Here is a 25,262-nt window from a genome sequence, read left to right on the forward strand (position 1 = left end):
CTCACACGGCCCGGAAACGATTGGGTCCCGGTCCTGACGTACGGCGCTCACGGGGGCGCCGGTACGTCACTTGCCGAGAAGCTTCTTGATCTTCTTGGCGTCGCCCGGGGCCATCTCGGCCGTGCCGGTGAGGCGGCGCGTCAGGGTCGACGGCTTGTGCTCGAGGTAGTGGCGCTTGCCGGCACGCTCACGGAGCACCTTGCCGGAGCCGGTGATCTTGAAGCGCTTGCTGGCACCGCTGTGCGACTTGTTCTTCGGCATAGCGCCGTTCTCTCCTCGTCGGTGGCGCTCCGGTGCCCGGTCCTGAAACCGGGCACTGTGAGCGTCGCTCTTGTATCGGTTGTGTCCTGGGGACTGGCGTCCCCCGGGGTCACGCCTCGGCGGAAGCCTCGGCCGGGGCCTCGGCCTCGACGTCGGTCTCGTCCTCGACGTAGTCGGACGCCGCGGCGTTCTGCGACTTGCCGGGGTTGGCCTTCGCGTCTGCCTTGCGGGCTTCCTGCGCCTGGCGGGCCTCGGCCATCGCCTCGGTCTTCTTCTTGTGCGGACCGAGAACCATGATCATGTTTCGGCCGTCCTGCTTCGGGTTCGACTCCACGAACCCGAGGTCGGCCACGTCCTCCGCGAGACGCTGCAGCAGTCGGTAGCCGAGTTCCGGCCGGGACTGCTCGCGACCACGGAACATGATCGTGATCTTGACCTTGTCGCCCTGCTTGAGGAACCGGACGACGTGACCCTTCTTGGTGTCATAGTCGTGCGGGTCGATCTTCGGCCGGAGCTTCATCTCCTTGATGACCGTGTGCGCCTGGTTCTTGCGCGCCTCACGGGCCTTCATGGCCGACTCGTACTTGAACTTCCCGTAGTCCATGAGCTTGCACACGGGCGGACGGGCGTTCGCCGCGACCTCGACCAGGTCCAGGTCGTACTCCTGCGCAAGCTCCAGTGCCTTGGCCAGCGGGACGATGCCCACCTGCTCGCCACTGGGACCGACAAGTCGCACCTCGGGAACGCGAATCCGGTCGTTGATGCGGGGCTCGGCGCTGATGGATCCTCCTCGGTTAGCACCACACGGCGGTCTGGCGGACAGCCGCGTATGTCATTTTCGTCAGACCTAACCGCGCCGAGGCACAAAAAATGCCCCGGACGATCACAGACGGGGCTCCAAACACTGCCGGAGCACCGCCGCGATGCCGCGGGGCGCGCTTTCGGGCGACTCCATCGTCCGTACGGAACGATGGTGGCCGCCTGACCGGGGTGACCCGCCGTCCCAGGGGGCGGTCGGGTGGGAGATCGGAGCCTCCACTTGTGGGCCGGACACGCGAATGTCCAGCCGGTCGTCACATAAGGTTAGCAGCAACCCGGGGGTGGTGCGAACCGCCGAGCGCCGGGCCCTATCGTGTGGGACATGAGTGACACCCCTCCCCCGTCTGCTGACACCGCCGGCTCTCCCGACTTCGACGAGATGACCCGCGACATCGCCGAGGTCCCCGCCGTCGAGGTGATCGTGACGGTCGCGGTCAACCTGATGAGCGCCGCCGCCGTGAAGCTCGGTCTGACCGAAGAGGGCGACAAGTACAAGGACCTCGACGAGGCCCGCAAGCTGATCCACGCCCTCGCCGGTCTGCTGGACGGCAGCGCGACGGAGATCAGCTCCTTCCACGCGGCCCCGCTCCGGGACGGCCTGAAGTCCCTCCAGCTCGCCTTCCGCGAGGCCTCCCTGGTCCCGGACGAGCCGGGCCAGGGCCCCGGTGAGAAGTACACCGGGCCGATCTACGGCTAGTTCATCCCCGTACGTACAAGGGCTCGCCCGGAGGCGTGGCACCGGCCGGCAGCAGTGCCAGGTCGAGGCCGCGCACCAGGCGGGCCCTCAGTGTCTCGTCGGCGGCGAGGCGCTCGGCGACGGCCCGCGCGGCCTCCGCGGGCTTCGCGGACGGCTCCAGCACGAGGGCCAGGGTGCCGTCGGCCTGCCCCGGCCCGAGGTGGGCGCGGAGCACGGCGGGCTCGGCGGCCACGGCGTCCCGTACGGCCCGGATGACCGCCGGATCGGCCAGCGGGTCGGCGCTCACGCGCCCCTCGGCGAGCGCGAGCAGCGCGGGTCCGGTCAGCTCGAAGGGCACCGGCCCCGCCAGGTCCAGTACGACGGTGTCGGCCTTCTCGTGCGCGGCGGCCTGGAGCGCCTGGTGCAGGGGTACGGCGACGGGGCGGGCCCCGGGGTCCCAGCGGGCCAGCGAGTCGGTGGAGGTGAAGGCCGGCAGGGCGGTCCGGGACCCGGCTTTCAGCGTCGGCACGGCCATGTCGCTGGTCTTCTCGCGGCGCAGCCCGTTCTCGTCCTCCTCGACCTCGCCGAGCACGGCGACCACGGGGACGAGCAGTCGGGCGCCCTTGAGGGCCTCCAGGACGGGGCCCACGGCGGCGCGGTCCTCGGCCCAGGCCGCGAGCGCCGCGTTCAGCCGGGGATCGGCGGAGCCGTCGTCGTCGGAGAAGCCGGGGTCGGGAATGTTCTTGTTCGCCACGGTCACCGACCCTATAGGGGGCTTGCTGCTGCGGTTGTGCGGGCCCGGAAACCCGCCCGTGACGGCTTTCACGGGTTTCTCAGAGTTCGCTGACACAGCTCTAACGTCCGCCTAACGGCCCGCACAGCCGACGGCCCGAGCATCGGCGCCATGGAGTCCTCCAGAGCCGCCCGGCGCCGCGCCCGCAGGTCCCCTCGACGGCCTCTGACGTACACCGCGCTCGCCGTCGTCGCCGTCGTCGGTGCCACGGCCGGCGGGACCGTGTACGTGAAGGCGCGGGCGCACCCCGCGGCGAGCGCCGTATCGTCGGCGGCGACGCCGTCGGTCTCGTCCTCGTCGGCGGACACGACTCAGGAGGCGGCCGTGGCGGACCCTGTGGTGGATCTCGACGTGCGGCTGGCCGACGCCATGAGGGCGGTGGACGTGACGGGCGAGCAGAAGGTCTCGGCGGCGGTGCTCGACCTGGAGACCGGCGACAGCGCGGTCCACGGCGACGCCGCCTTCGACACGGCGAGCATCGTGAAGGTCGACATCCTGGCGGCGCTGCTGCTCCGGCACCAGGAGGCGGGTACCCGGCTGAGCGAGCGGGAGAAGGCGTACGCCACGACGATGATCGAGAACAGCGACAACGCCTCGGCGTCCGCGCTGTGGGACGCCATCGGGCGGGCCGCGGGGCTCGACGCCGCCAACGAGACGTTCGGGCTGACCGGTACGGAGGGCGGCGACGGGGCGTTGTGGGGGCTGACCCGGACGACGGCGGCCGACCAACTCACGCTGCTCCGGCAGGTGTTCGGGGACGACTCGAAGCTGAGCGAGGCCTCGCGGTCGTACCTGCGGACACTGATGGGGCGGATAGCGGCCGATCAGCGGTGGGGGGTGTCGGCGGCGGCCGACGGGTCCGGCTGGGCGCTGAAGAACGGCTGGCTGCCGCGCAGTACGACCGGGCTGTGGGACGTCAACAGCATCGGGCGGGTGACGGTGGCCGGGCACCCGTACCTCGTGGCCGTGCTGTCGGACGGCAACACCACGCAGGCGCAGGGGATTTCGCTGGTGGAGGCGGCGGCGAAGGCGGCGGTGTCGGTGTTCACCGCCGAGGACGTGTCCGCGGCGGCCGACGCCACGAGTGCGGCGGCGCGCTGAGGGCTTCGGTCCGGCCTCAGAAGCTCTCGGAGGACCGACGGGGACCGCGGCGGCCGCGCCACAGGACCACCGCGGCGACCAGCAGGGCCACACCCAGGCCGCCCGCCAGCGGGGCCGCCCAACTGGCCGTGTCGTCCCCGGACTCGGCAGTGTCGGGGCCCGAGCCGAAGTACTTCTCGCCGTAGGACGCCGGTCGCAGGCCCTCCGGCTTCAGGCGGTCCGCCGCCTTGAGCGCGGCCGCGGGGTCGACGAAGCCGAAGCCCCGGGAGTCGTCACGGCCACCGGTGGGGGCGTTGCGGGCCGTGTCCTCCAGGAGGCGCTTGATCTGTGCGGGCCTCAGCTCGGGATGGGCGGCCTTGACGAGGGCTGCCGCGCCCGAGACGAACGCGGAGGCGGCGCTGGTGCCCCACCCCTCGTAGTACTTGTGGTCGGGATCGGCGATGACCACGTCGTCACCGGGTGCGGCGACCGTGGCGTACCAGCGGCGGGTGGAGAAGGAGGCGCGGGTGCCGAACTTGTCCACGGCGGTGGCGGCGATGACGCCCGGGTAGGCGGCCGGGTAGGAGATGTGGTCGCCCTTCTCGCCGCCGTTGCCCGCCGAGGCGACGACGACGGCGCCCTTCTTGAGCGCGTACTGGACGGCGTCGTCCTCGCCGGCCTCGGGGTGCGCCGAGGCCGAGTCGTCGCCGAGGGAGAGGTTGATGACGTCGGCGCCGTGGTCGGCGGCCCAGCGGATGCCCTCGGCGAGGGCGTTGCCGCGGGTGTTGCGGGCCCTGGCGCGGGCCGGGTCGCCGTCCTCCAGGATCACGCGGACGGGGAGGATCTTGGCCTCGGGGGCGATGCCCATGACCCCGTCGGCGTTGCCGGGCCCGTGTCCGTGACCGGCGATGATGCCGGCCATGGCGGTGCCGTGCCGGGCCCAGGCACGCTGGCCGCGCACGGCCCCGAAGCCGATCATGTCCTTGCCGGTGAGGACGTTGCCGACGAGGTCGGGGTGGTCGTTCTCGACGCCGGTGTCCAGGACGGCGACGGTGACGCCGGCGCCCTTGGTGGTCTGCCAGGCCTGCTGGGTGTGCATGGCGTCCAGGGCCCACTGCTTGGCGCGGATGCCGTCGGCGTGCGCGGCGGTGGGCGGGACGAGGGCGACGGAGGCGGCGAGGAGGACGCTCAGGAGGCCGGCCCTGCGGGTGGTGAGGCTCATGAGGACTGCTCCGGGGGCGAGGTGACGGTCTTGCGCAGGGCGCGTTCGACACGGTCGGCCAGGCCCTTGGCCTCGTTGCCCAGACCGGCCTGGGCAGCGGGGGTGGTGTCGCCGGACTCCATGGCCTTCTCGGCGGGCTCCGGGGTGTCGACCGCGCGGCCGTCCGCCCAGCCGGAGACCGCGTAGGCGACGACGGGGGCGTCGGTGAGGACGGAGATCGTCCAGGAGGCCCGCTGCCTGGCTCCGAACCCCGCCGCGAGGGTGTTCTTCGCGGCGTACGGGAGGGGCATCAGGTCGGTGCGGGTCTCCAGGCCCTCCCGGGTGAAGCGGGTGTCGAGGTCGCGCATGGCGGTGGCGTCGGCGTCGGCGAAGAGGAGGCCGACGGTGGTGACGTAGCTCTGGGTGGCGTCGGTGTAGGTGGCGCGCAGGAGGCGTTCGCAGCCGACGGGGGCGAGGGCCTTGCGCAGCAGGGGGTCGAAGGCGTTCTGGCAGCCGCTGTCCGGGGCGACGGCGATCCGCGTCCAGGTGCGGTCGGCCCCGCCGGGCCCGGCGCCCCGGCCGTCCACGGTCGGCGGGAACAGTTGGTCGACGGGCACGCTGTGCCACAGCTCGCCGGCCTGGGTGAAGGTGTCGCCGCCGCCTTCGTCCCCGGAGCCGCCGATCAGCCAACTCCCGGTCACGGCACCGCCGATGAGCCCGAGCCCGAGCACGACGCACGCGGCCACGGCGGCGATCCGGGGAGGGATCCGCACTCCCCACGACCGCTGCTTGTAACCGACCTCGGGCTCCCCGAACGACACGACGGGCCGCCCACTGCCGGGAGTTCCGGCGTGCGGGGGCATGGCGGCGCTCCACGAGAGGGCGGGGTCGGGAGTGAGGGGGGCGGCGGTCCGAGGCGGCGCGGCGGGCGGCGGAGGCGTACCCGTGCCACCGGAGGCGGGCGCCGCACGCGTGGGGCGCGGCGGGAACGCCGGGCGGGCGTCGGGCCCGGGCGGTACGGCGGTGCCGCCCGAGTCGGCCCGGCCGTCCCGGGCCGTCGGAACGGGCCGCATCCGGAAGGTCGTCTCCGAGGCGCTCTCGGCGGGGGCACCGGTACGCCGCGGGGGCACCGAGGGCTGGGACCGCGGCCGGGGCGGCGCGAACGCGCTGCCGGTGTCCGCCGAACGCGACCGGGCACCCGAAGCGGGCGGCATGGGGCCGGGGGCGGCCGATCCGGGGTTCGTGGAGGAGCCACCGGTGCCCGGCCGGTACGACTCACGCGGCGCGCTCACCGGACGCGACTGGGCACCCGGAGCGCGGTTCCCGGCGCTCGAAGCGGGCGGCATCGGGCCGGAGGCGGCCGGACCGGAGTTCGTGGAAGGGGACGCGGAGGAGCCACCGGTGCCCGGCCGGTACGACTCACGCGGCGTGCTCGCCGGACGCGGCTGGGCACCCGGAGCGCGGTTCCCGGCGCTCGAAGCGGGCGGCATCGGGCCGGGCCGGGGGGTGGAGTCCGTGCCGTCGGAGGCGGGTGGGGCGTCGGGGAAGCGGGCCGAGGCCGGTGGCGGGGGCGGGGTGCTGCCGGGGTGCGGGGGCTTCTGGCGCCGGGTGTCCTGGGGGCCGGAGTCCGCGGGCGTCGAGGGGGCGGGGCCGCCGGAACCGTCCCCGGCGGTCCTGCGGCCGTCCGACGCGGTGCGTGCCTCGTCACGGGTCGGCGTCGCAGCCGGGCCGTTGCCGTTCGTCGTGCGTATCGGCGGCCGGCCCGCGGCGGTCGGTCCCTGGGAACGCTCCCCGCCCGGCCGGCCGGACTCCCGTCCCGCGTTCATGGCGCCGGGCGCGCGGGACGCCGTAGCGCCGACGCCGTCCGGCGTGCGGGCGTCGGTGTCTGCCGCACCCTGCCAGTCGAACCCGGCGAACGCCTGTCGAGGCGCCGTCCCGGAACCGGAGCTCCTTCGGGTCCGTTCACCGAAGGCCTGCCAGTCGGAGTCGTCGTTCATCCGTCCGCCCGGCTCGACGATCTCCCGTCCGACCGACTCGACGGCTTCCCGTCGGCCCGGCTCATCGGACGGCTCGGGGCCGGGTCCGCCCGCGCCCACGGTCGGCGGCTGGGCCGGCCTCGGCGGGGTCGTCGGGCGTGGGGGAATGGAGGCGCGGCGTGCTTCCGTGCTCATGCGCCCCCCGTTTCCTCATGTCCGGGCCGTTCGGTCGTGCGCGGGCCTCGTCGGGGTCGTCGGTGTGGAAGACGGCCGTCCGGGCACGCATACCCGCACGGGAGGGCCGGCATCCCGGCGCGGCGGCGACGGGGGGCGTACGGCCCTGCGTGCGTGCGCGTCACTCTACGGGTTGTTGCCGGTCGAACGGGAACCAGTCCGCCAGGCCGGGGGCATCTGCCCGGAACGTCCCCCTACCCTGCGGTAATCCTGTCTGGCAGGCTTCGTTCATGACTGCGCGCGCCGCCGACCGGGCCCGTTACGACCGGGCCACCGCCCATCTCGACGCCCCTCTCGCGATCGTGGACCTGGACGCCTTCGACGCCAACGCGGACGATCTCGTCCGCCGGGCGGCGGGGAAACCCATCCGCGTCGCCAGCAAGTCCGTGCGGTGCCGGGCGCTGCTCGAACGCGTCCTGGCGAAGGAGGGCTTCGCGGGGATCATGTCCTTCACCCTCGCCGAGTCCCTGTGGCTGGCCCGGAGCGGCTTCGAGGACATCCTGCTCGCCTACCCCTCCGCCGACCGCGCCGGATACGCCGAACTCGCCGCCGACCCCAAGCTCGCGGCCGCCGTGACGGTGATGGTCGACGATCCCGCGCAGCTCGCCTTCATCGACGCCTCGCGCGCGGGCGGCACCGAAGTGATCCGGGTCTGCCTGGAGTTGGACACCTCGCTGAAGCTCCTCGGCGGCAGGGTCCGCGTAGGCGCCCGGCGTTCGCCGCTGCACTCCCCCGCCCAGGTCGCCGACATGGCTCGCGCGGTGGCCCGGCGCCCGGGGTTCGAGGTCGTGGGGATCATGGCGTACGAGGGACACATCGCCGGTGTCGGGGACTCGGTCGCCGGACGGCCGCTGCGGTCCCGGGCGGTGCGGCTGATGCAGGCCACCGCCCGCCGGGAGCTCGCCGAGCGCCGGGCCGCCGTGGTGCGCGCGGTGCGGGCCGTCGTACCGGGCCTGGAGTTCGTCAACGGTGGCGGCACGGGCAGTGTGCAGCACACCGCCGCGGAGGACGCCGTCACGGAGATCGGCGCGGGTTCGGGGCTGTACGTGCCGAGGCTGTTCGACAACTACACGTCCTTCAGCGGGCGTCCGGCCGCCCTCTTCGCGCAGCCCGTGGTGCGCAGGCCGGGCGTCGGCGTGGTGACCGTCCTCGGCGGCGGCTACCCGGCCTCCGGCGCGGCCGGTCCCGACCGGCTGCCGGTGCCGTATCTGCCGGAGGGGCTGAAGTACGACCCGCAGGAGGGGCCCGGCGAGGTGCAGACCCCGCTGCTCGGCGCCCCCGCGGACGACCTGCTGCTCGGCGACAAGGTGTGGTTCCGGCACGCGAAGGCCGGTGAGCTGTGCGAGCGGTTCGAGAGGCTGCACCTGATCGAGGGGGACGAGGTGACGGCGACCGTCCCGACGTACCGCGGGGAAGGCCACACCTTCCTCTGAGTCGACGCTCGGCCGGCCGGATCCCGCCGGTGATCCGGTCCATGTCGGTGAGCGGCGGCCCGTCCGGACCGGCGTCGAAGGCGAAGCGGACGAGGACGGCGTCCGGGGGTCCGCCGCGCCCGGTGTGAAGGCCAGCGACTGGACGTAGCCACCGGGTCCCTGGGCCGTCCGCACCCGCCAGCGGACCAGGTATCCGGCGCATCCGGCGACGGCCACGCGCTCCGACCTGACGACCCGGTGGCCGCGGATGCCGCCGTAGGAGCGGTCGGCTGCCCGCGGTATGTCCTTCTTCGCGAGGGCCGCCGCGGAGGTCCCGGAGACCGTATGCGTGAAGACCCTGCCCCCGTCGGTGGTCATCACGACGTTGTCGCGGGTCACGTGCCTGGAGGGGACCCAGCCGTCGGGCAACGGCAGGCTGATGCCGTCGAGTTCGTCGACCACGGCCGTCGGTGCCGTGTCCGCCACCACGTCGTCCGCCTCCCCCCGGGCGAGGGCGACGGCCCTGGCGCGCCCCGACGCCCCGCCGACCGCTCGTGGCGGGCCGGGGGCCTAGGGGACGCGCCGGTGGCCGGTCCAGGCGGTCCCGTCCCACCAGCGCTCCAGCAGCGGAGCGTCGGGGTCCGGGTACGAGCCGGGCGGGAGCGTCCTGCTCATCCAGGCACGGTAGGGCGGGACCTACAGCGGTGTGACGTACGCCCCCGAGATCCCGCCGTCGACGAGGAAGTCGCTGGCGTTGACGAAGGAGGAGTCGTCGCTGGCCAGGAAGGCGACGGCGGCGGCGATCTCCTCGGCCTCGGCGAACCGGCCGACCGGAATGTGCACGAGCCGGCGCGCGGCCCGCTCGGGGTCCTTGGCGAACAGCTCCTGGAGCAGCGGGGTGTTGACCGGACCCGGGCACAGGGCGTTGACGCGGATGCCCTCCCGCGCGAACTGCACGCCCAGCTCCCGGGACATGGCGAGCACGCCGCCCTTGGAGGCGGTGTACGAGATCTGGGAGGTGGCCGCGCCCATCCGGGCCACGAAGGACGCCGTGTTGATGATGGACCCCTTGCCCTGCCGCCGCATGTAGGGGATCGCGGCCTTGCAGCACAGGTAGACGGAGGTCAGGTTGACCTCCTGGACGCGCTTCCAGGCCTCGAGGCCGGTCTCCAGGATGGAGTCGTCGTCCGGCGGGGAGATGCCCGCGTTGTTGAAGGCGACGTCGACGCTGCCGTAGGTGTCGTACGCCGTCTTGAACAGGGCCTCGACCTGCTCCGGGTCGGTGACGTCGACCTTGACGAAGAGCCCTCCGACCTCCTCGGCGGCGGCCTTGCCGCGGGTCTCGTCCACGTCGGCGCAGACCACGTGGGCGCCCTCGGAGGCGAGCCTGCGGGCGGTGGCGAGGCCGATGCCGCTGCCGGCTCCGGTGATGACGGCGGTACGGCCGACGAGGCGGCGGCACACGATCTGCTCGGTCGGAGAGGTCGAAGAGGTCACTGGGTGGGGCCTTCCGTGCTGATGAAGACGTTCTTGGTTTCGGTGAAGGCGGTCAGGGCGTCCGGGCCGAGTTCCCGGCCGAGTCCGGACTGCTTGTAGCCGCCGAAGGGGGTCCAGTAGCGGACGCTGGAGTGGGAGTTGACGGACAGGTTGCCCGCCTTGACGGCCCGGGACAGGCGCAGGGCCCGGCCGATGTCGCGGGTCCACAGGGAGCCGGAGAGTCCGTAGGGGGTGTCGTTGGCGAGCCGGATCGCGTCCTGTTCGTCGGTGAAGGGCAGCAGGACGGCGACCGGGCCGAAGATCTCCTCACGGGCGGCCTCGGAGTCGGACGCCTCGCCGGTGAGGACGGTCGGCGCGAACCAGAAGCCGGGCCCGTCGGGGGCGCTGCCGCGCAGACCGGGGGCACCGGAGGGCACCAACCGCCGTACGCGGTCCAGTTGCTGACGGGAGATCAGCGGTCCCATCTGGGTCTTCTCGTCGGCCGGGTCACCCACCACGACGGCCTTCAGGGCCTCCGCGAGCAGCTCCCTGACCTCGTCGTACACCGACTCCTGGACCAGGATCCGGGTGCGGGCGCAGCAGTCCTGGCCGGAGTTGTCGAGGAAGGAGAAGGGGTCGACGGCCTGGGCGAGGTCCGCGTCCGCGAAGACGATGTTGGGGCTCTTGCCGCCGAGTTCGAGCGTGACCGGTTTGATCTGGCGGGCGCAGCGTTCCATGACGTCACGGCCGGTGCGGGTGGAGCCGGTGAAGACGATCTTCGCGACGCCGGGGTGCTCGACGAGTGCGGTGCCGGCGACCGGTCCGTGGCCCGGCAGCACCTGGAACACGCCCTCCGGGAGCCCGGCCTCCAGGGCGAGTTCGGCGAGGCGCAGGGCGGTGAGCGGGGTGGTCTCGGCGGGCTTGAGGACGACGGCGTTGCCGGCGGCGAGCGCGGGTGCCGTGCCCCAGGCCGCGATCGGCATGGGGAAGTTCCAGGGCGCGATGACGCCGACCACGCCGAGGGGTTCGAGGATGGTGACGTCGAGGCCGCCGGGGACCGGGATCTGGCGGCCGTTCAGTCGCTCCACTCCCCCGGCCGCGTAGGCGAGCAGGTCGCGGACGTTGCCGGCCTCCCAGCGGGCGTTGCCGAGGAGGTGGCCGGCCTCTCGGACCTCCAACCGGGCCAGCTCCTCGACGTGCTGGTCGACGACGTCGGCGAACCGGCGCAGCAGCCGGGCCCGGTCGGCGGGGGCGAGGGCCGCCCAGCCGGCCTGCGCCCTGGTGGCGCGGGCGACCGCCGCGTCCACGTCGGCCGCGGTGGCGGCGGGGACGGTGGCGACGACCTCCTCGGTGGCCGGGTTGAGGACGGTCAGCTCATGCTCGTACGACAACGAAGAACCTTTCACGAGCGGTCGGGATCACGGACTGTCGGGATCACAGGCGTTCGAAGGAGCGGCGCAGCTCCCAGTCGGTGACCGCCGCGTCGAAGGCCTCGAGTTCGACGCGGGCCATGTTGCGGTAGTGCGCGACGACCTCGTCACCGAAGGCGGCCTTGGCGATCGGGCTGTTCTCCCAGAGTTCGGCGGCCTCGCGCAGGGTGGTCGGGACGTGGGCGTACTCGCCGGTGTACGCGTTGCCGGTGCAGACCTCCGGCAGCTCCAGTTTCCGCTCGATGCCGTACAGCCCGGCCGCGACGAGTCCGGCGACGGCGAGGTGCGGGTTGACGTCGCCGCCGGGGAGCCGGTTCTCGAAGCGCAGCGAGCGGCCGTGGCCCACGACCCGCAGGGCGCAGGTGCGGTTGTCGTGGCCCCAGGCGACGGCCGTGGGGGCGAAGGAGCCCGGCTGGAACCGCTTGTAGGAGTTGATGTTGGGGGCGTAGAGGAGCGAGAAGTCCCTCAGGGCCGCGAGCTGCCCGGCGAGGAAGTACCGCATTACGTCCGACATGCCGTCCGGGCCCGCCATGGCGTTGTCGCCGTCGGCGTCGGTGAGTGAGAGGTGGATGTGGCAGGAGTTGCCCTCGCGCTCGTTGTACTTGGCCATGAAGGTGAGCGACACGCCTTCCTGGGCGGCGATCTCCTTGGCCCCGGTCTTGTAGATGGCGTGCTGGTCGCAGGTGGTCAGGGCCTCGTCGTACTTGAACACGATCTCGTGCTGGCCGGGGTTGCACTCCCCCTTGGCGGACTCGACGGTGAGACCGGCGGCCGTCATGTCGTTGCGGATGCGGCGGAGCAGCGGCTCGATGCGGCCGGTCCCCAGCACCGAGTAGTCGATGTTGTACTGGTTCGCCGGCGTCAGCCCCCGGTAGTTCGCGTCCCAGGCCTGTTCGTAGGTGTCCTTGAAGACGATGAACTCCAGCTCGGTGCCGACCTGGGCGGTGTAGCCGAGCTCGGCGAGCCGCTCCAGCTGGCGGCGCAGGATCTGGCGCGGGGCGGCGACCACGGGCGAGCCGTCGTTCCAGGCGAGGTCGGCGATCAGCATGGCCGTACCGGCGTTCCAGGGGACGCGGCGCAGGGTGCGGAGGTCGGGGTGCATGGCGAAGTCGCCGTAGCCGCGGTCCCAGGAGGACATGGCGTAGCCGTCCACAGTGTTCATCTCGGTGTCGACGGCCAGCAGGTAGTTGCAGCCCTCGGTGCCGTGGTGGAGTACCTCGTCGAGGAAGAAGCGGGCGGCGAACCTCTTGCCCTGGAGCCGCCCTTGCATGTCGGGGAAGGCCAGGACGACAGTGTCGATCTCACCGCTCGCGACGAGGGCGTGCAGCTCCTCGACGCTGAGCGGGGGTGTGCGGTCTGCCACGGGAGAGCTCCTTCGGCTGCTGCGCGTTTTTCCGACCGGGCCGGGAGCCATAAGGTATTGCTCTGAACCATTGCTTGGGAAGGGGGCTCGGCCATATGTCGGTGGACGCTGACGGCGGCCCGGACGACCGGTTGACCCCGGTGCTGCGGCCGGTCAGGGCGGGCAACGGCTTCGAGGAGGCGCTGGAGCAGATCCTCCAGGTGGTGCGGCTCGGGCTGGTGCCGGGGGGCGAGCGGCTACCGGCCGAGCGGGAGCTGGCGGAGCGGCTCGGGATCAGCCGGGTGACGCTGCGCGAAGTGCTGAAGGTGCTCCAGGACCAGGGACTCGTGGAGTCGCGGCGGGGCCGGTACGGGGGCACGTTCGTACTGCCCCGCGCCCATGCCGCGGTCGGCGAGGAGGAGCTGCGGCGCCGGATCGCCGAGGTGGACATCGAGGACGTGCTGCGTTTCCGGGAGGTCCTGGAGGTGGGCGCGGCGGGCCTGTGCGCGGCGCACGGCCTCGCGGACGAGCAGGCGCGGCGGCTGCGCGAGGCGCTGGCGGCCACGCAGGAGGCTCCGCTGGCGGACTACCGGCGCCTGGACACCCTGCTGCACCTCACCCTGGCGGAACTGTGCGGTTCCCCGACCCTGACCGCGCAGTACGCGGCGGTCCGGGCCTCGGTCAACGACCTCCTGGACTGCATCCCGCTCCTGGTCCGCAACCTGGAGCACTCGCAGCGGCAGCACGCGGCGCTGGTCGAGGCGGTCCTGGACGGGGACGCCGACGGGGCGCGGGAGATGATGCGGGAGCACTGCGCGGGGACGGCGGCACTGTTGCGCGGGTTCCTGGCGTGACCTTGCCTCCCGGGCCGCCGAGCCGCAAAGGTATGCGTATGGGCCATTGCAAGCCTGGGAGGACCGAGTGTCGACCGTACGACCGCTGATCGGCGTCAGCACCTATCTGGAGGCCGGTGCGCGCTGGCGCGTCTGGGAGCTGGAGGCGGTGCTGCTCCCGGCCGGCTATCCACGGCTGGTGCAGCGGGCCGGCGGCCTGGCCGCGATGCTCCCGCCGGACGCCCCGGAGCACGCGGCGGCGACGGTGGCCCGCCTGGACGGCCTGGTGATCGCGGGCGGTCCGGACGTGGAGCCGGTGCACTACGGCGCCACGCCCGACCCTCGCACGGGCCCGCCCGACCGCGCCCGCGACACCTGGGAACTGGCCCTGATCCAAGCGGCGTTGGCAGCGGGCGTCCCCCTGCTGGGCATCTGCCGGGGCATGCAGCTCCTGAACGTGGCCCTGGGCGGCACCCTCACCCAGCACATCGACGGCCACGCGGTGACCCCGGGCGTCTTCGGCCACCACGCGGTCAAGCCGGTCCCGGGCACGCTCTACGGCGACCTCGCCCCGGAGGAGACCTCCGTACCGACCTACCACCATCAGGCGGTGGACCGGCTCGGGAAGGGCCTCCTCCCCTCGGCGCACGCGGCGGACGGTACGGTCGAGGCCGTCGAACTCCCCGGCCCGCATTGGGTGTTGGGGGTGCAGTGGCATCCCGAGATGGGTGAGGACGTGCGGGTGATGCGGGGGCTGGTGACGGCCGCTAGCTCCAGGTGAGCCGTCGCCTGAGCCAGGCCAGGGCCGTGTCGCCCTGGGCCCGTTGGAAGGCCCGGAGGGTCGGGATGCCCGGGGGCGGGGGCAGCAGGGAGTGGTACAGGAAGTAGCCGGTCAGGGCGGCGAGGGCGGTGGTGACGGCGTCCGGGTCGGCGGTCGCTCCCAGCGGATGTGCCGTGAACAGTTCCTCGGGATCCGGGCCGCCCTGGGCGCGGACGCACGGCAGCATCACCAGCAGGTCGAACCAGGGGGTGCCGCGCAGGGCGTGCGGCCAGTCGACGAAGACGGTGCGGCCGTCGTCGGTGAGCAGGATGTTGTCGGCGCGGAGGTCGCCGTGGGCGAGGGTGTCGCCCGTGACGGCGTCGGGCCAGGGGGTGGAGAGTTCCGCGAGGCGGGTCAGGTGGGCGGCGGTCCAGGGGTCGAGGCGCTCGGCGAGATCACCGTGGCCAAGGAGCTCCTGCCAGCCGGTGAATGAGCCTGCCAGGGCCGTGGCGGCGGGCGGTGCGTCGAGCGGGGGCGGGGTGAGGGTGCGGCTCAAGTCCGTCACGGCGTCCAGGACGCGCGACAACTCGTCGCCGCGCCACGGGACATGAGGATGCCGGCCGGGGACGTCCTCGTAGACGAGGGCTACCCAGGTGCCGTCGTCGTAGGTACCGAGGAGACGGGGTGCCGGGACGGTGGCGGGAAGCGCGGCGGCGTTGCGGGCCTCGGCGCGGTGGAGCCCGGGGCTGTGGGGGTTGGTGTCGCCGCTGACGGCCTTGACGAAGGCACGGTGGCCGGTGGCGGTGCGGACGCGGGTGGCGGCGCCCGGGGAGAATCCGCCGGGCTGGGTGGTGGCGTGGGTGACCGGATCGCCGAGCAGGTCCACGACGGCGTCGCGCACGCCCGCGGGGAGTCCTTCCCAGGGGACGCGGACGCCGGTGGCGGGTGGAGCGGTGGCGGTCATGCGCACATGGTGCGGGTCAGCGGGGTCGCGGTGCGAAGGGTTTTTGGGCCCGGCCATGCGGACACGGAACCGGTCCACGGGGCCGCGACGCGAAGGGTTCTTGGACCCGGCGGGGGTGAGCCGAGGTTCACACCCGCGTCAGCGACAGCAGGTCCCGGGCCGGGCCCACCGGGCGGTGACCCGTGGGCCACACCGCCCGCAGGTCCCGGGCCAGCGACACCCCGTCCACCGGCACCCGCACCAGCCGGCGCATCGACAGTTCCTCGCCCACGGCCAGTTCGCTCAGGACCGCCGGACCCGCCCCGCTGACCGCCGCCGCCTTCACCGCCGTGGTGGACGAGAGCTCGATCAGGGGCCGGGCCAGGCCGCCCAGAGCCGCGTCCAGGACCTGACGGGTGCCCGAGCCCTTCTCCCGGAGGATCAGCGGCGTCGCGGCCAGTTCGGCGGCTTCCAGGGGGCGCCTGCGGCGGGCCCAGACGTGCCCCGGGGCGGTCACCACGATCAGGTGGTCGTGGGCTATCACCACCGAGTCCAGCCCTGACGGGACCGTCAGGCCCTCCACGAAGCCGAGGTCCGCCTCGTCCGAGAGCAACCGCTCCGCGACCGTCGCGGAGTTCCCCGCGTGCAGCGACACCGCCGTGTCCGGGCGGCCCGCGCGCAGGGCGAGCAGCCACCCCGGCAGCAGGTACTCCGCGATGGTCATGCTCGCGGCCACCCGCAGCCGGGAGTCCCGGCGCACCCGCAGCGCCTGCGCCCCGGCGTCGAAGGCCTCCGCGGCCTCCACGATCCGTCGCGCCCAGTCGGTCACCAGCGCCCCGGCGTCCGTGAGCCGGGATCCGCGGGGCGAGCGGTCGACCAGGGCCACCCCCAACTGCCGTTCCATGGAGCGGATCCGGCTGCTCGCCGCCGGCTGGGTGATGTCCAGCTCCCGCGCCGCCCCGCCCAGACTGCCCAGCCGCGCCACGGCCAGCAGCAGCTCCAGCGCGCCCAGATCCGGCACCCGGTGGGACAGTCCGCCGCTCACCGCCGCCCCTTGCTCCACACCGCTCATAAAGACAGCTTATGCCCCCATAGACCCGAACTCCCTGGTCGCCGCCCTCCCCGCACGACACCGTGGGGACATGGTCACCGCCGTCCGTCACCTCGGGCCGAACTGGTACGCCTGCGTCATGGGCACCGCGATCGTCGCCACCGCCGGCGTCGCGCTCCCCGTGCACCTCCCCGGCCTGCGCACGATCTGCGCCGCCGTCTGGCTCCTGTCCCTCGCCCTGCTCCTCGCCCTCCTCTGCGCCCGTGCCCTGCACTGGCGCCACCACGCCGACCAGGCCCGCGCCCACCTCCTCGACCCCGCCACGGCCCCCTTCCACGGCTGCCTCGCCATGGCCCTGCTGGCCGTCGGCGGCGGCGCCCTCACCGTCGGCAAGGACTGGATCGGGACGACGGCCGCGATCGCTCTCGACGCCGTGCTGTTCACCGCCGGTACGGCCGTGGGGCTCGCGGCCGCCGTCGTCGTGCCGTACCTCATGGCCGTACGGCAGCGGGCCGAGCCGGGGCAGGCCACGCCGGTGTGGCTGCTCCCCCTGGTCGCGCCCATGGTGTCCGCCGCCCTCGGGCCGCTCCTCGTGCCGTATCTCCCGGCCGGCCAGCCGCGCGAGACCCTGCTCCTCGCCTGCGTCGCGATGTTCGGGCTCAGCCTTCTCGCGACCCTCGTGATGCTGCCACTCGTCTTCGCCCGGATCGTCACCGGCGGCCCGCTCCCCCTCGCCCTGACCCCGACCCTCTTCCTGGTGCTCGGCCCGCTCGGCCAGTCCACGACGGCCGTCGGCAAGTTCGCGGACGCGGCCCCCGGTGTCGTGCCGGCCCCCTACAACCAGGGCTTCGGCGTCCTCGCGGTCCTGTACGGCGTTCCCGTGATGGGGTTCGCGCTGCTGTGGCTGGCCCTGGCCACCGCGCACGTGGTCCGCGCCCGTCGGCACGGGATGCGGTTCTCGATGACCTGGTGGGCGTTCACCTTCCCGGTCGGCACGTGTGTCACGGGCGCCGAGGCGCTGGCCCGGCACACGGGGCTCGTCGTCTACGACTGGCTCGCGACGGGGCTCTACGTCCTTCTCGTCGCCGCCTGGGGCACGGCCGCCCTGCACACCGCGCGCGGGCTGCTCAGCGGAGCGCTGCTCGCAGGGCCTCGCCCAGTGCCCGTGGTGCTGCGGCCAGTGACGGCCCGTACCACGTCAGGTGCCGTCCGCTGACGAGCGCGCAGGGCAGACCGGGGAAGGCCTCGGGGCCGTCGTCGGGAGTGAAGCGGTACGGCTCGTCGGGGAGGACGACCACGTCGGGGGCCGCCGCCCGCAGCTCCTCCAGCGGGATGCGCGGATAGCGGTCCGCGTGGGCGGCGTACACGTGGTCGACGCCCAGGCGGGAGAGCACATCGCCCGCGAAGGTGTCCCGGCCCAGCACCATCCAGGGCCGCCGCCAGATCGGCACGACCGCCGTCGCGCGCTGTGCAGGGGGTGCGAGCGCCGACCACGCCTCCTCGGCCTCGTCCAGCCAGCGCGGCCGTACGACGCCACACGCCTCGACGACCCGGGCCAGCTCCCGGAAGGCCTGCGGGACGGTGCGCACCTCGGTGACCAGGACCTGAAGGCCCGCCTCGCGCAGGACCGCGAGATCCGACTCCCGGTTCTCCTCCTCGTTCGCGATCACCAGGTCGGGGGCGAGGGCGGTGATCCGGTCGAGCTTCGGGTTCTTGGTGCCGCCGATCCGGGTGACGTCGAGGTCCGCCGGACGGGTGCACCAGTCGGTGGCGCCGACCAGGGCGCCGGGTGCCGAGCGGGCGATCGCCTCGGTCAGCGACGGGACCAGGGAGACGACCCTCACTGCCGGGGCCGGTCCCAGGCCGCCTCGACGTGCTCGGCCACGGCGACGACGACCACGCGGGTGTCGGAAACGGTCGCCCGCCAGCGGTGCCGTACCCCGCCGGTGAGGTACAGGGTGTCCCCGCGGCCCAGCCGGTACGCGCGGCCCTCGGCCTCGACGTCCACCGCGCCGTCGGCGACGTACAGCAACTGGTCGTTGCGGTACTGGAATTCACGGCCCGCGTCATGGTCGCCGGTGAACTCCTGGGCGTGCATCTGGTGGTGACCGCGCACCAGGGAGCGCATCCGGGGTTCACAGCCCGGCTCCGGGTCCTCGGCGTGCACGACGTCGACGCTGCACGCCGGGTCCGCGGCGGCGAGGAGCTCGACGGCCGTGGTGCGCAGGGCGTCGGCGACCTTCTCCAGGGAGCTGCGACTGGGGCGGGCGCGTTCGTTCTCGATCTGGCTCAGGAAGGGGACGGAGAGGCCGCTGCGCTCGGCGACGACGGCGAGGGTGAGCTCCAGCGCGCGGCGCCTGCGGCGCACGGCCGCGCCGACCCGAAGGGGCTGTTCTTTGTGGTCGCCCATGGCTCCGGCTCCCTCCTCCGCTCGTCGGTCCTGTGACCCGTCCCCTGATGAGTTGTCTGCACCCTACGCATGTTCGGCAAACCGTTTCATGCGGCCGTCGCATCGAGGTCACACGGCGTGCGACCGTACCTCACGATTCGCGCCAGCCGAACGGCCCCCTGGAAACAGCCAGGGGGCCGGGTTTCGGTCACCCGTCCGTCGCGGGCCGCCCAAGTCCCCTCGTCGGCATCGGAGTTCGGGCGATGACGTAGCTCTATGTGGTTGGCCGGATCCTTACCGTGCTCCTGGAGCGGTTATGACGGTGTCATCCGCCCGACCATCTCCGGGTGCTCCTTCAGCCAGGCGACGACCGCCCGCTCCTCGTGCCCCTGGCCGTACTTGTTGATCTCGCTCTCCAGGGTACCGAGCTCGTCCTCACTCATATGGAAACCCTTGATCCACTTGGTGAGCCGGGGGTACCGGTCGGGGAAGTCCTCGTTGGAGATGGTGCGGATCGTGTTGCCCTCGCCGAAGAGCTTCTTGTCGTCCTTCAGCTTGGTCAGGTCGTACCGGCTGTACGCCCAGTGCGGGGACCACAGGACGACGGCGACGGGCTGCTTCCTGGCGTAGGCGCGCTTCAGCTCGGCCAGCATCGCGGGCGTGGAGCCGTCGACGACCTCGTACTCCTTGTCGAGGCCGTAGCCCGGCAGGACCTTGTTCTTGAGGAGGTTCATCTCACCGGTGCCCGGTTCGATGCCGATGATCTTCCCGTCGAAGAGTGACGCCTTGCCCTTGAGGTCCTCGTACGTCCTCACGCCCTTGACGTACGAGGGCACGGCGACCTCCAGGGAGGTCGGCCGGTACCAGGTGCCGAGGTCCTCGAGTCTGTCCTTGCTCTGGTCCCAGTAGTTCTTCTGGGCGTACGGCAGCCAGGCGTCGAAGTTGAGGTCCAGGTCACCGGAGGCGAGGCCGGTGTAGACCGGGCCGACGTCCATCTGCTTGAGGTTCAGCCGGTAACCGCGCTTTTCGAGGACGTTCTTCCAGAGATACGTGACGGCGATGTCCTCGTCCCAGGGGAACCAGGCCACGTTCACCGGCCGCTTCGCCTCGGCCGGAGTGCCGCTGTCCTTGACGGGGGCCAGCTTGTCGACCAGGCCGGGGTTCCGCTTCAGCCAGGTGCGCACGGCGTCCTGCTGCCTGCCCTTGCCGGCCTTGTTGATCTCGGCCTCCAGGCTGGTGAGCTGCTTCTCGTCCAGCTTGAAGTTCTTCAGCCACTGCCCGACGACCGGGTTGTCGTCGGCGAAGCCCTTGCGGGCCACCGTGTGGATGCCGTCTCCCGAGCCCCAGGCGCCCTCGGGGTCCTTGAGCTTCTTCAGGTCGTAGTCGTTGTACGCCCAGTGCGGCGACCAGAGCGTGACGACGATCGGCGCCTTCCGGGCGTACGCCCGCTTCAGCTCGGCCAGCATGGCGGGCGTGGAGCTGTCGACGACCTTGTACTCCTTGTCGAGGCCGTAAGCCTTGAGCACCTTGTTCTTGAGGAGAGTCATCTCACCGGCGCCGGACTCGATGCCGGTGATCTTCCCGCCGAACCGCGAGGCCCTGCCCTTGAGGTCGGCCAGGGAGTCGACGTCCTTCATGTACGACGGGACGCTCAGCTCCAGGGACGTCTTGTCGTACCAGGCACCGAGGTCGTCGAGTTCGTTGCCGTACTTCTTCCAGTACTGCTCGTGGGTCGTGGGCAGCCAGGCGCCGGTCATGAAGTCGGCGTTGCCGGAGGCCAGGGAGGTGTAGAGCGGCCCGGCGTCGAACTGCTTGGCGTCCACCCGGTAGCCGCGTTCCTCCAGGATCTCCTTCCAGAGGAAGGTGGAGGCGACGCCGTCGTCCCAGGGGACGTAGCCGATGGTGATCTTCTTGCCCTGGCCGACGTCCTTGCCGGAGACGGCGGTGGCCTCGCCCGAGGTTCCGCCGAAGATCCCCATGCCGCCCGCGACCAGGGCGAGGACGACGACACCGATCACGGCGATCTGGGGGCGGGGACGGTACGACCAGATCCTGAGCCCCTGGCTCGCGCGGGCCTTGGCGGCGGCGCGGCGGCCCAGCGGGGAGACCTGGGTGCCGAGCGCGCTGGTCATGCGGTCGAGGTAGATCGCCAGGATCACGATGGCGACGCCGGCCTCGGAGCCGAGGCCCACGTTGAGCTGGCCGATGGCCTCGTTGACGTCGCCGCCGAGGCCGCCGGTGCCGACCATGCCGGCGATCGCGGCCATGGACAGGCCGAGCATGATGACCTGGTTGACGCCGGCCATCACGGTGGGCAGCGCCAGGGGGAGCTGGACGCGCAGGAGGGTGTCGCGAGGGGTGGTGCCGAACGCCTCGGCCGCCTCGACGAGTTCCTTGTCGACCTGGCGGATGCCGAGCTCGGTCATGCGGACGCCGGGGGCGAGGGCGAAGATCAGGGTGGCGACGATGCCGGCGGAGGCGCCGGTGCCGAAGAACAGGATCGCCGGGATGAGGTAGATCATCGCGGGCAGCGTCTGCATGAAGTCCAGGACCGGGCGGACCAGGCCGCTGACCCGGTTCGAGCGGGCCGCCCAGATGCCCACGGGGACGGCTATCACCAGCGCGATGATCGTGGCGACGAGGACCAGCGAGAGGGTCGTCATCGCGTCCTCCCACAGGTCGAGGGAGTCGATGAAGGCGAATCCCGCGAAGGTGAGGACGCCTGCCAGGGTGCCGCGCAGCCAGAACGCGATCACGGCGAAGATGCCGGCGAGGAGAAGGGGCTGGGGCGCCTGGAGGACGGCGTCGATACCGTCGTAGGTGCCGGTGAAGACGGTCTTGAGGAAGTCGAAGAGCCAGGCCACGTGGTCGAGCAGCCAGTCGACGGTGTCGTTGACCCAGTCGCCGAGCGGGATCCTAGGCATGGGCGGCCTCCTGAGGGGATTCCGCGTCGCCCATGAAGGCGATCAGGCGCTCCTGGCGGACCACGCCGACGAGCTCGCGCTTCTCGTCGAGCACCCTCACCGGGCGGCCGGAACGGGCGCTCATCGCGCAGAGTTCGGTGAACGGCGTGTCGGGCGTCGCGGTCTCGCCGTCGTCCGTGCCCTCGTCGCCGCGCACGTCCGTGTCCATGACGGCGGACGCGGTCAGGACGCGGGAGCGGTCGACGTCCTTGGTGAAGGAGGCGACGTAGTCGTCGGCGGGTCGCACGAGGATGTCCTCCGCGCTGCCGATCTGGACGATCCGGCCGTCGCGCATGACGGCGATCCGGTCGCCGAGTCGCATGGCCTCGTTGAGGTCGTGGGTGATGAAGACGATGGTCTTCTTGAGGGTCTTCTGGAGGCCGAGGAGCTGGTCCTGCATGTCCCGGCGGATCAGCGGGTCGAGCGCGCTGAAGGACTCGTCCATGAGGAGCAGGTCGGCGTCGGTGGCGAGGGCGCGGGCCAGGCCCACCCGCTGCTGCATGCCGCCGGAGAGCTCGTCGGGCCAGGACTTCTCCCAGCCCCCGAGGCCGCACAGCTCCAGGGCCCGGGTCGCCCGCTCGACGCGCTCGGCCTTGGCGACGCCCTGGACGGCGAGGCCGTAGGCGGCGTTCTCCAGGACGCTGCGGTGCGGGAAGAGCGCGAAGTGCTGGAAGACCATGCTGATCTTCCGGGCGCGGACCGCACGCAGTTCGCGGTCGGTGAGCGCGGTGAGGTCCTGTCCGTCGAAGCGGACGTGGCCCGCGGTGGGCTCCAGGAGGCCGTTGAGCATGCGCAGCAGGGTGGACTTGCCGGAGCCGGACAGGCCCATGACGACGAAGATCTCGCCGGGGTCCACGGTGAAGGAGGCGTCGATCACCGCCGCGGTGGCGCCCTCGGCCCGGAGCCCCTCCCGGTCGGCTCCCTCGCGGAGTCTCTCGACCGCCTCGTCCGGCCGTCTTCCGAAGACCTTGTACAGCTGCTCTGCCTCAAGCCTTGATGACACGCGTGCCTCTCGTCTCTTCGACCACGGGGGGAGACGAAGGGCCGCGAACAGTTGAAGGTGCAACCTGCCTCGCTCCGGGGCCGCGCCTGCCCACATGTCCCTGGGCCAAACACACGGATGTCCCCGGTTCACAGGACGCTGCCCTCGGTTCACAGGTCGCTCACACCGCCGAACGAGTCAAGCGGCGAGGGCCGGTGTCGGTGCCGTACGGCATGATGCGAGGCGTGACCGGACGACTGATGCTCCTCGACACCGCCTCGCTCTACTTCCGTGCCTACTTCGGCGTGCCGGAGTCGGTGAAGGCCCCGGACGGCACGCCGGTGAACGCCGTGCGCGGCCTCCTCGAATTCATCGACCGCCTGGTCAAGGACCACCGCCCCGACCTGCTCGTGGCCTGCATGGACGCCGACTGGCGGCCCCAGTGGCGGGTCGACCTCATCCCCTCCTACAAGGCGCACCGCGTCGCCGAGGAGCACGAGAGCGGCCCGGACGAGGAGGAGGTGCCGGACACGCTGTCGCCGCAGGTGCCGGTCATCGAGGCCGTCCTGGACGCGCTCGGCATCGCGCGCGTGGGCGTGCCCGGCTACGAGGCGGACGACGTGATCGGCACGTTCACCGCCCGGGCGACGGGCCCGGTCGACATCGTCACCGGCGACCGCGACCTGTACCAGCTGGTGGACGACGAGCGTCAGGTGCGGGTGCTGTATCCCCTCAAGGGCGTCGGCACACTCCAGCTCACGGACGAGGCGTGGCTGCGGGAGAAGTATGGCGTCGACGGCCGTGGGTACGCGGATCTGGCGCTGCTGCGCGGCGACCCGAGCGACGGCCTTCCGGGCGTGCCCGGGATCGGCGAGAAGACGGCGGCCAAGCTGCTGGCCGAGTTCGGCGACCTGGCCGGGATCATGGCCGCGGTCGACGACCCGAAGGCGAAGCTCACGCCGTCGCAGCGCAAGCGGCTGGACGAGTCGCGGCCGTACGTGGCCGTGGCGCCGAAGGTCGTGAAGGTGGCGGGGGACGTCCCGCTGCCGCGGGTGCAGACCGCGGTTCCGCGCGCGCCGCGTGATCCGGCGACGCTGGAGAAGCTGGCAGAGCGATGGGGGCTGGGTGGATCATTGCAGCGACTGGTTGCGACGCTCGGCGCGTAAATATTGCCGTCGCTTTTCCCGAGTGGCATGCCATCGCCAGGGGGGCTGATGCTAACTTAGGTAAGCCTAAGCATAGGGAACTGGGAGGTCGCCATGGCAGAAGGACCGGGACGCAAGCCGCGGAAACCCCATTCCGCGCAGGTCGTCCGCACCGAACGCCTCACCCCGCACATGCAGCGCGTGGTGCTCGGCGGCGACGGACTCGCCGAGTTCGCGGCGGACACCTGCACCGACCACTACGTCAAGATCCTTTTCCCGGCCGAGGGCGTGACCTACCCCGAGCCCTTCGACGTGCAGCGGATCCGCGAGGAGTTCCCACGCGAGCAGTGGCCCGTGACCCGCACGTACACCGTGCGCCACTGGGACCCCGAGCACCGCGAGCTCACGCTCGACTTCGTGATCCACGGCGACGAGGGCCTGGCCGGCCCCTGGGCGGTACGCGTCCAGCCCGGCGAGACCGTGCACTTCATGGGCCCCGGCGGCGCCTACGCCCCGGACCTCGACGCCGACTGGCATCTGCTCGTGGGCGACGAGAGCGCGCTGCCCGCGATCGCCCGTTCCCTCGAGTCACTGCCCGACGGCGCCCGGGCGCACGCCTTCATCGAGGTCTCCGGGCCCGAGGAGGAGCAGAAGATCGACTCCGACGTGGAGGTCGTCTGGCTGCACCGAGGCTCCCGCCCGGTCGGCGAGGCCCTGGTGGAGGCGGTTCGCGCGCTGGAGTTCCCGGAGGGGCGGCTGTGCGCGTTCGTGCACGGCGAGGCGCACTTCGTGAAGCAGCTCCGCCATCTGCTGCGGGTCGAACGCGGAATCCCGCGCGAGGACCTGTCCATCTCCGGCTACTGGCGCCTGGGCCACAACGAGGACGGCTGGCAGGCCTCCAAACGGGACTGGAACGCCCGCATCGAGGCGGAGCAGGAGGGCGCGGCGCCCGCCGCTTAGGACTCCGTTCCGGGCATTCACGTCCGAAAGGGGCGGCACCTTCGAGGGTGCCGCCCCTTTCGCGCGCCCGGGAGGGTTACATCTTCGCGTGCCCGTGAGGGGGCACACCTTCGCGTGCCCGTGAGGGGGCACACCTTCGCGTGCACGGGAGGGGTCACACCGACCGCTGGCACGACCGGAACGTCCGGAGCACAGGGCGGGGACGGCGGCGACCCCGTCGTCGGCGCGGACGCTGACACGGTGGACGTCGAGGGTGGTGACTTCACCGGCGCGGGGGTCGTGATCCGCGACAGCGCGACAGGACGTCCATGGACACGACGCATCGCGTACGGCCGGCCCGCGCGAGACCGGGAGGACGGGAGACCGCGAGACCGCGAGACCGAGGCGGCCGCGAGACCGCGAGGACGTGAGACCGCGAGGACGTGAGGACTTGGGCGCCACTTCGACATGCCTGCGTCACGCACCCGAAACAGCCCCTCCCTAATTTCTGTCACCCGACAGGAATTCAGCTCCCGCACCGCTGTTCCGCTCCCCGC

Annotated in this window: 22 protein-coding genes and 1 pseudogene; 8 read left to right on the forward strand and 15 right to left on the reverse strand. The window is 72.3% G+C overall.

Features of this window, described 5'->3' with window-relative positions; genetic code table 11:
* Positions 1-66 precede the first annotated feature (66 nt).
* Positions 67-261, reverse strand: coding sequence for a 50S ribosomal protein L35 (rpmI, locus tag ABZ098_RS19345; RefSeq protein ID WP_356592633.1), 195 nt, complete (start codon positions 259-261; stop codon positions 67-69).
* Positions 262-370: 109 nt separating this feature from the next.
* Positions 371-1,042 carry a translation initiation factor IF-3 gene (gene infC / locus ABZ098_RS19350; protein WP_356593068.1) on the reverse strand — a complete coding sequence of 224 codons (672 nt, stop codon included), beginning with the start codon at positions 1,040-1,042 and terminating at the stop codon, positions 371-373.
* Positions 1,043-1,402: 360 nt separating this feature from the next.
* On the opposite strand from infC, the gene ABZ098_RS19355 reads away from it, so the two are divergent.
* Positions 1,403-1,777 carry a DUF1844 domain-containing protein gene (locus ABZ098_RS19355; protein WP_356592635.1) on the forward strand — a complete coding sequence of 125 codons (375 nt, stop codon included), beginning with the start codon at positions 1,403-1,405 and terminating at the stop codon, positions 1,775-1,777.
* Position 1,778: 1 nt separating this feature from the next.
* On the opposite strand, the gene ABZ098_RS19360 is transcribed toward ABZ098_RS19355, so the two are convergent.
* Complete coding sequence (locus tag ABZ098_RS19360) at positions 1,779-2,510, reverse strand: SseB family protein (RefSeq protein ID WP_356592637.1); 732 nt, start codon at positions 2,508-2,510, stop codon at positions 1,779-1,781.
* A 150-nt stretch (positions 2,511-2,660) separates the two neighbouring features.
* Here ABZ098_RS19360 and ABZ098_RS19365 point away from each other — a divergent pair, with 150 nt between their 5' ends.
* Positions 2,661-3,650, forward strand: coding sequence for a serine hydrolase (locus ABZ098_RS19365; RefSeq protein ID WP_356592639.1), 990 nt, complete (start codon positions 2,661-2,663; stop codon positions 3,648-3,650).
* A gap of 16 nt (positions 3,651-3,666) precedes the next feature.
* Here the strand turns inward: ABZ098_RS19365 and mycP are convergent, their stop codons facing one another.
* Both mycP and ABZ098_RS19375 read right to left on the reverse strand, forming a co-directional pair.
* On the reverse strand, positions 3,667-4,851 hold the full coding sequence (gene mycP / locus ABZ098_RS19370; RefSeq protein WP_356592641.1) for a type VII secretion-associated serine protease mycosin: 1,185 nt from the start codon (positions 4,849-4,851) through the stop codon (positions 3,667-3,669).
* On the reverse strand, positions 4,848-7,001 hold the full coding sequence (locus ABZ098_RS19375; RefSeq protein ID WP_356592643.1) for a hypothetical protein: 2,154 nt from the start codon (positions 6,999-7,001) through the stop codon (positions 4,848-4,850). The genes mycP and ABZ098_RS19375 overlap by 4 nt, the downstream gene beginning before the upstream one ends.
* A gap of 269 nt (positions 7,002-7,270) precedes the next feature.
* Here ABZ098_RS19375 and ABZ098_RS19380 point away from each other — a divergent pair, with 269 nt between their 5' ends.
* Positions 7,271-8,473, forward strand: coding sequence for an amino acid deaminase/aldolase (locus ABZ098_RS19380; RefSeq protein WP_356592645.1), 1,203 nt, complete (start codon positions 7,271-7,273; stop codon positions 8,471-8,473).
* Positions 8,474-8,486: 13 nt separating this feature from the next.
* Here the strand turns inward: ABZ098_RS19380 and ABZ098_RS19385 are convergent.
* From ABZ098_RS19385 to ABZ098_RS19400, 4 genes and pseudogenes are all read right to left on the reverse strand, one after another.
* A pseudogene (locus tag ABZ098_RS19385) lies at positions 8,487-9,127 on the reverse strand (DUF2510 domain-containing protein); the annotation flags it as partial.
* Positions 9,128-9,148: 21 nt separating this feature from the next.
* Positions 9,149-9,949, reverse strand: coding sequence for a 3-oxoacyl-ACP reductase (locus ABZ098_RS19390; RefSeq protein WP_356592647.1), 801 nt, complete (start codon positions 9,947-9,949; stop codon positions 9,149-9,151).
* On the reverse strand, positions 9,946-11,319 hold the full coding sequence (locus ABZ098_RS19395) for an aldehyde dehydrogenase family protein (protein ID WP_356592649.1): 1,374 nt from the start codon (positions 11,317-11,319) through the stop codon (positions 9,946-9,948). The genes ABZ098_RS19390 and ABZ098_RS19395 overlap by 4 nt, the downstream gene beginning before the upstream one ends.
* Before the next feature lie 43 nt (positions 11,320-11,362).
* Complete coding sequence (locus ABZ098_RS19400) at positions 11,363-12,721, reverse strand: glutamine synthetase family protein (protein WP_356592651.1); 1,359 nt, start codon at positions 12,719-12,721, stop codon at positions 11,363-11,365.
* Positions 12,722-12,816: 95 nt separating this feature from the next.
* Between ABZ098_RS19400 and ABZ098_RS19405 the strand changes: the two genes are divergently transcribed.
* Together ABZ098_RS19405 and ABZ098_RS19410 are read left to right on the forward strand one after the other, a co-directional pair.
* On the forward strand, positions 12,817-13,554 hold the full coding sequence (locus tag ABZ098_RS19405) for an FCD domain-containing protein (RefSeq protein WP_356592653.1): 738 nt from the start codon (positions 12,817-12,819) through the stop codon (positions 13,552-13,554).
* Positions 13,555-13,621: 67 nt separating this feature from the next.
* Positions 13,622-14,314 carry a gamma-glutamyl-gamma-aminobutyrate hydrolase family protein gene (locus tag ABZ098_RS19410; protein WP_356592655.1) on the forward strand — a complete coding sequence of 231 codons (693 nt, stop codon included), beginning with the start codon at positions 13,622-13,624 and terminating at the stop codon, positions 14,312-14,314.
* Here the strand turns inward: ABZ098_RS19410 and ABZ098_RS19415 are convergent.
* Both ABZ098_RS19415 and ABZ098_RS19420 read right to left on the reverse strand, forming a co-directional pair.
* Positions 14,301-15,257: a phosphotransferase gene (locus tag ABZ098_RS19415; RefSeq protein WP_356592657.1), complete on the reverse strand. Its 957-nt coding sequence runs from the start codon at positions 15,255-15,257 to the stop codon at positions 14,301-14,303. The genes ABZ098_RS19410 and ABZ098_RS19415 overlap by 14 nt on opposite strands.
* A gap of 127 nt (positions 15,258-15,384) precedes the next feature.
* On the reverse strand, positions 15,385-16,308 hold the full coding sequence (locus ABZ098_RS19420; RefSeq protein ID WP_356592659.1) for a LysR family transcriptional regulator: 924 nt from the start codon (positions 16,306-16,308) through the stop codon (positions 15,385-15,387).
* 70 nt (positions 16,309-16,378) lie between these two features.
* Here ABZ098_RS19420 and ABZ098_RS19425 point away from each other — a divergent pair, with 70 nt between their 5' ends.
* On the forward strand, positions 16,379-17,503 hold the full coding sequence (locus ABZ098_RS19425; protein ID WP_356592661.1) for a TDT family transporter: 1,125 nt from the start codon (positions 16,379-16,381) through the stop codon (positions 17,501-17,503).
* Here the strand turns inward: ABZ098_RS19425 and ABZ098_RS19430 are convergent.
* The 4 genes from ABZ098_RS19430 to ABZ098_RS19445 form a co-directional block, all read right to left on the reverse strand.
* A complete protein-coding gene (locus ABZ098_RS19430; RefSeq protein ID WP_356592663.1) occupies positions 17,415-18,131 on the reverse strand; it encodes a helical backbone metal receptor in 717 nt (238 codons plus the stop codon). The genes ABZ098_RS19425 and ABZ098_RS19430 overlap by 89 nt on opposite strands.
* Complete coding sequence (locus tag ABZ098_RS19435; RefSeq protein WP_356592665.1) at positions 18,128-18,697, reverse strand: helix-turn-helix domain-containing protein; 570 nt, start codon at positions 18,695-18,697, stop codon at positions 18,128-18,130. Before ABZ098_RS19435 ends, ABZ098_RS19430 begins: the two co-directional genes overlap by 4 nt.
* Positions 18,698-18,990: 293 nt before the next feature.
* Complete coding sequence (locus tag ABZ098_RS19440) at positions 18,991-21,600, reverse strand: ABC transporter permease/substrate binding protein (protein ID WP_356592667.1); 2,610 nt, start codon at positions 21,598-21,600, stop codon at positions 18,991-18,993.
* The gene (locus tag ABZ098_RS19445; RefSeq protein WP_356592669.1) at positions 21,593-22,642 is read right to left on the reverse strand and encodes a betaine/proline/choline family ABC transporter ATP-binding protein; all 1,050 of its coding nucleotides are present in this window, start codon (positions 22,640-22,642) and stop codon (positions 21,593-21,595) included. The genes ABZ098_RS19440 and ABZ098_RS19445 overlap by 8 nt, the downstream gene beginning before the upstream one ends.
* Before the next feature lie 215 nt (positions 22,643-22,857).
* Between ABZ098_RS19445 and ABZ098_RS19450 the strand changes: the two genes are divergently transcribed.
* A complete protein-coding gene (locus ABZ098_RS19450; protein ID WP_356593070.1) occupies positions 22,858-23,787 on the forward strand; it encodes a 5'-3' exonuclease in 930 nt (309 codons plus the stop codon).
* A 93-nt stretch (positions 23,788-23,880) separates the two neighbouring features.
* Complete coding sequence (locus ABZ098_RS19455; protein ID WP_356592671.1) at positions 23,881-24,726, forward strand: siderophore-interacting protein; 846 nt, start codon at positions 23,881-23,883, stop codon at positions 24,724-24,726.
* Positions 24,727-25,262 lie beyond the last annotated feature (536 nt).

Origin of the sequence: Streptomyces sp. NPDC006335, from assembly GCF_040612795.1 — a bacterium.
GTDB lineage: Bacteria > Actinomycetota > Actinomycetes > Streptomycetales > Streptomycetaceae > Streptomyces.

Bases quoted from the DNA above. Each gene is read 5' to 3' on its own strand.
- rpmI (WP_356592633.1), bottom strand. From the start codon at position 261: ATGCCGAAGAACAAGTCGCACAGCGGTGCCAGCAAGCGCTTCAAGATC.
- ABZ098_RS19355 (WP_356592635.1), top strand. From the start codon at position 1,403: ATGAGTGACACCCCTCCCCCGTCTGCTGACACCGCCGGCTCTCCCGAC.
- ABZ098_RS19365 (WP_356592639.1), top strand. From the start codon at position 2,661: ATGGAGTCCTCCAGAGCCGCCCGGCGCCGCGCCCGCAGGTCCCCTCGA.
- mycP (WP_356592641.1), bottom strand. From the start codon at position 4,851: ATGAGCCTCACCACCCGCAGGGCCGGCCTCCTGAGCGTCCTCCTCGCC.
- ABZ098_RS19375 (WP_356592643.1), bottom strand. From the start codon at position 7,001: ATGAGCACGGAAGCACGCCGCGCCTCCATTCCCCCACGCCCGACGACC.
- ABZ098_RS19380 (WP_356592645.1), top strand. From the start codon at position 7,271: ATGACTGCGCGCGCCGCCGACCGGGCCCGTTACGACCGGGCCACCGCC.
- ABZ098_RS19405 (WP_356592653.1), top strand. From the start codon at position 12,817: ATGTCGGTGGACGCTGACGGCGGCCCGGACGACCGGTTGACCCCGGTG.
- ABZ098_RS19415 (WP_356592657.1), bottom strand. From the start codon at position 15,257: ATGACCGCCACCGCTCCACCCGCCACCGGCGTCCGCGTCCCCTGGGAA.
- ABZ098_RS19420 (WP_356592659.1), bottom strand. From the start codon at position 16,308: ATGAGCGGTGTGGAGCAAGGGGCGGCGGTGAGCGGCGGACTGTCCCAC.
- ABZ098_RS19425 (WP_356592661.1), top strand. From the start codon at position 16,379: ATGGTCACCGCCGTCCGTCACCTCGGGCCGAACTGGTACGCCTGCGTC.
- ABZ098_RS19435 (WP_356592665.1), bottom strand. From the start codon at position 18,697: ATGGGCGACCACAAAGAACAGCCCCTTCGGGTCGGCGCGGCCGTGCGC.
- ABZ098_RS19440 (WP_356592667.1), bottom strand. From the start codon at position 21,600: ATGCCTAGGATCCCGCTCGGCGACTGGGTCAACGACACCGTCGACTGG.
- ABZ098_RS19450 (WP_356593070.1), top strand. From the start codon at position 22,858: ATGCGAGGCGTGACCGGACGACTGATGCTCCTCGACACCGCCTCGCTC.
- ABZ098_RS19455 (WP_356592671.1), top strand. From the start codon at position 23,881: ATGGCAGAAGGACCGGGACGCAAGCCGCGGAAACCCCATTCCGCGCAG.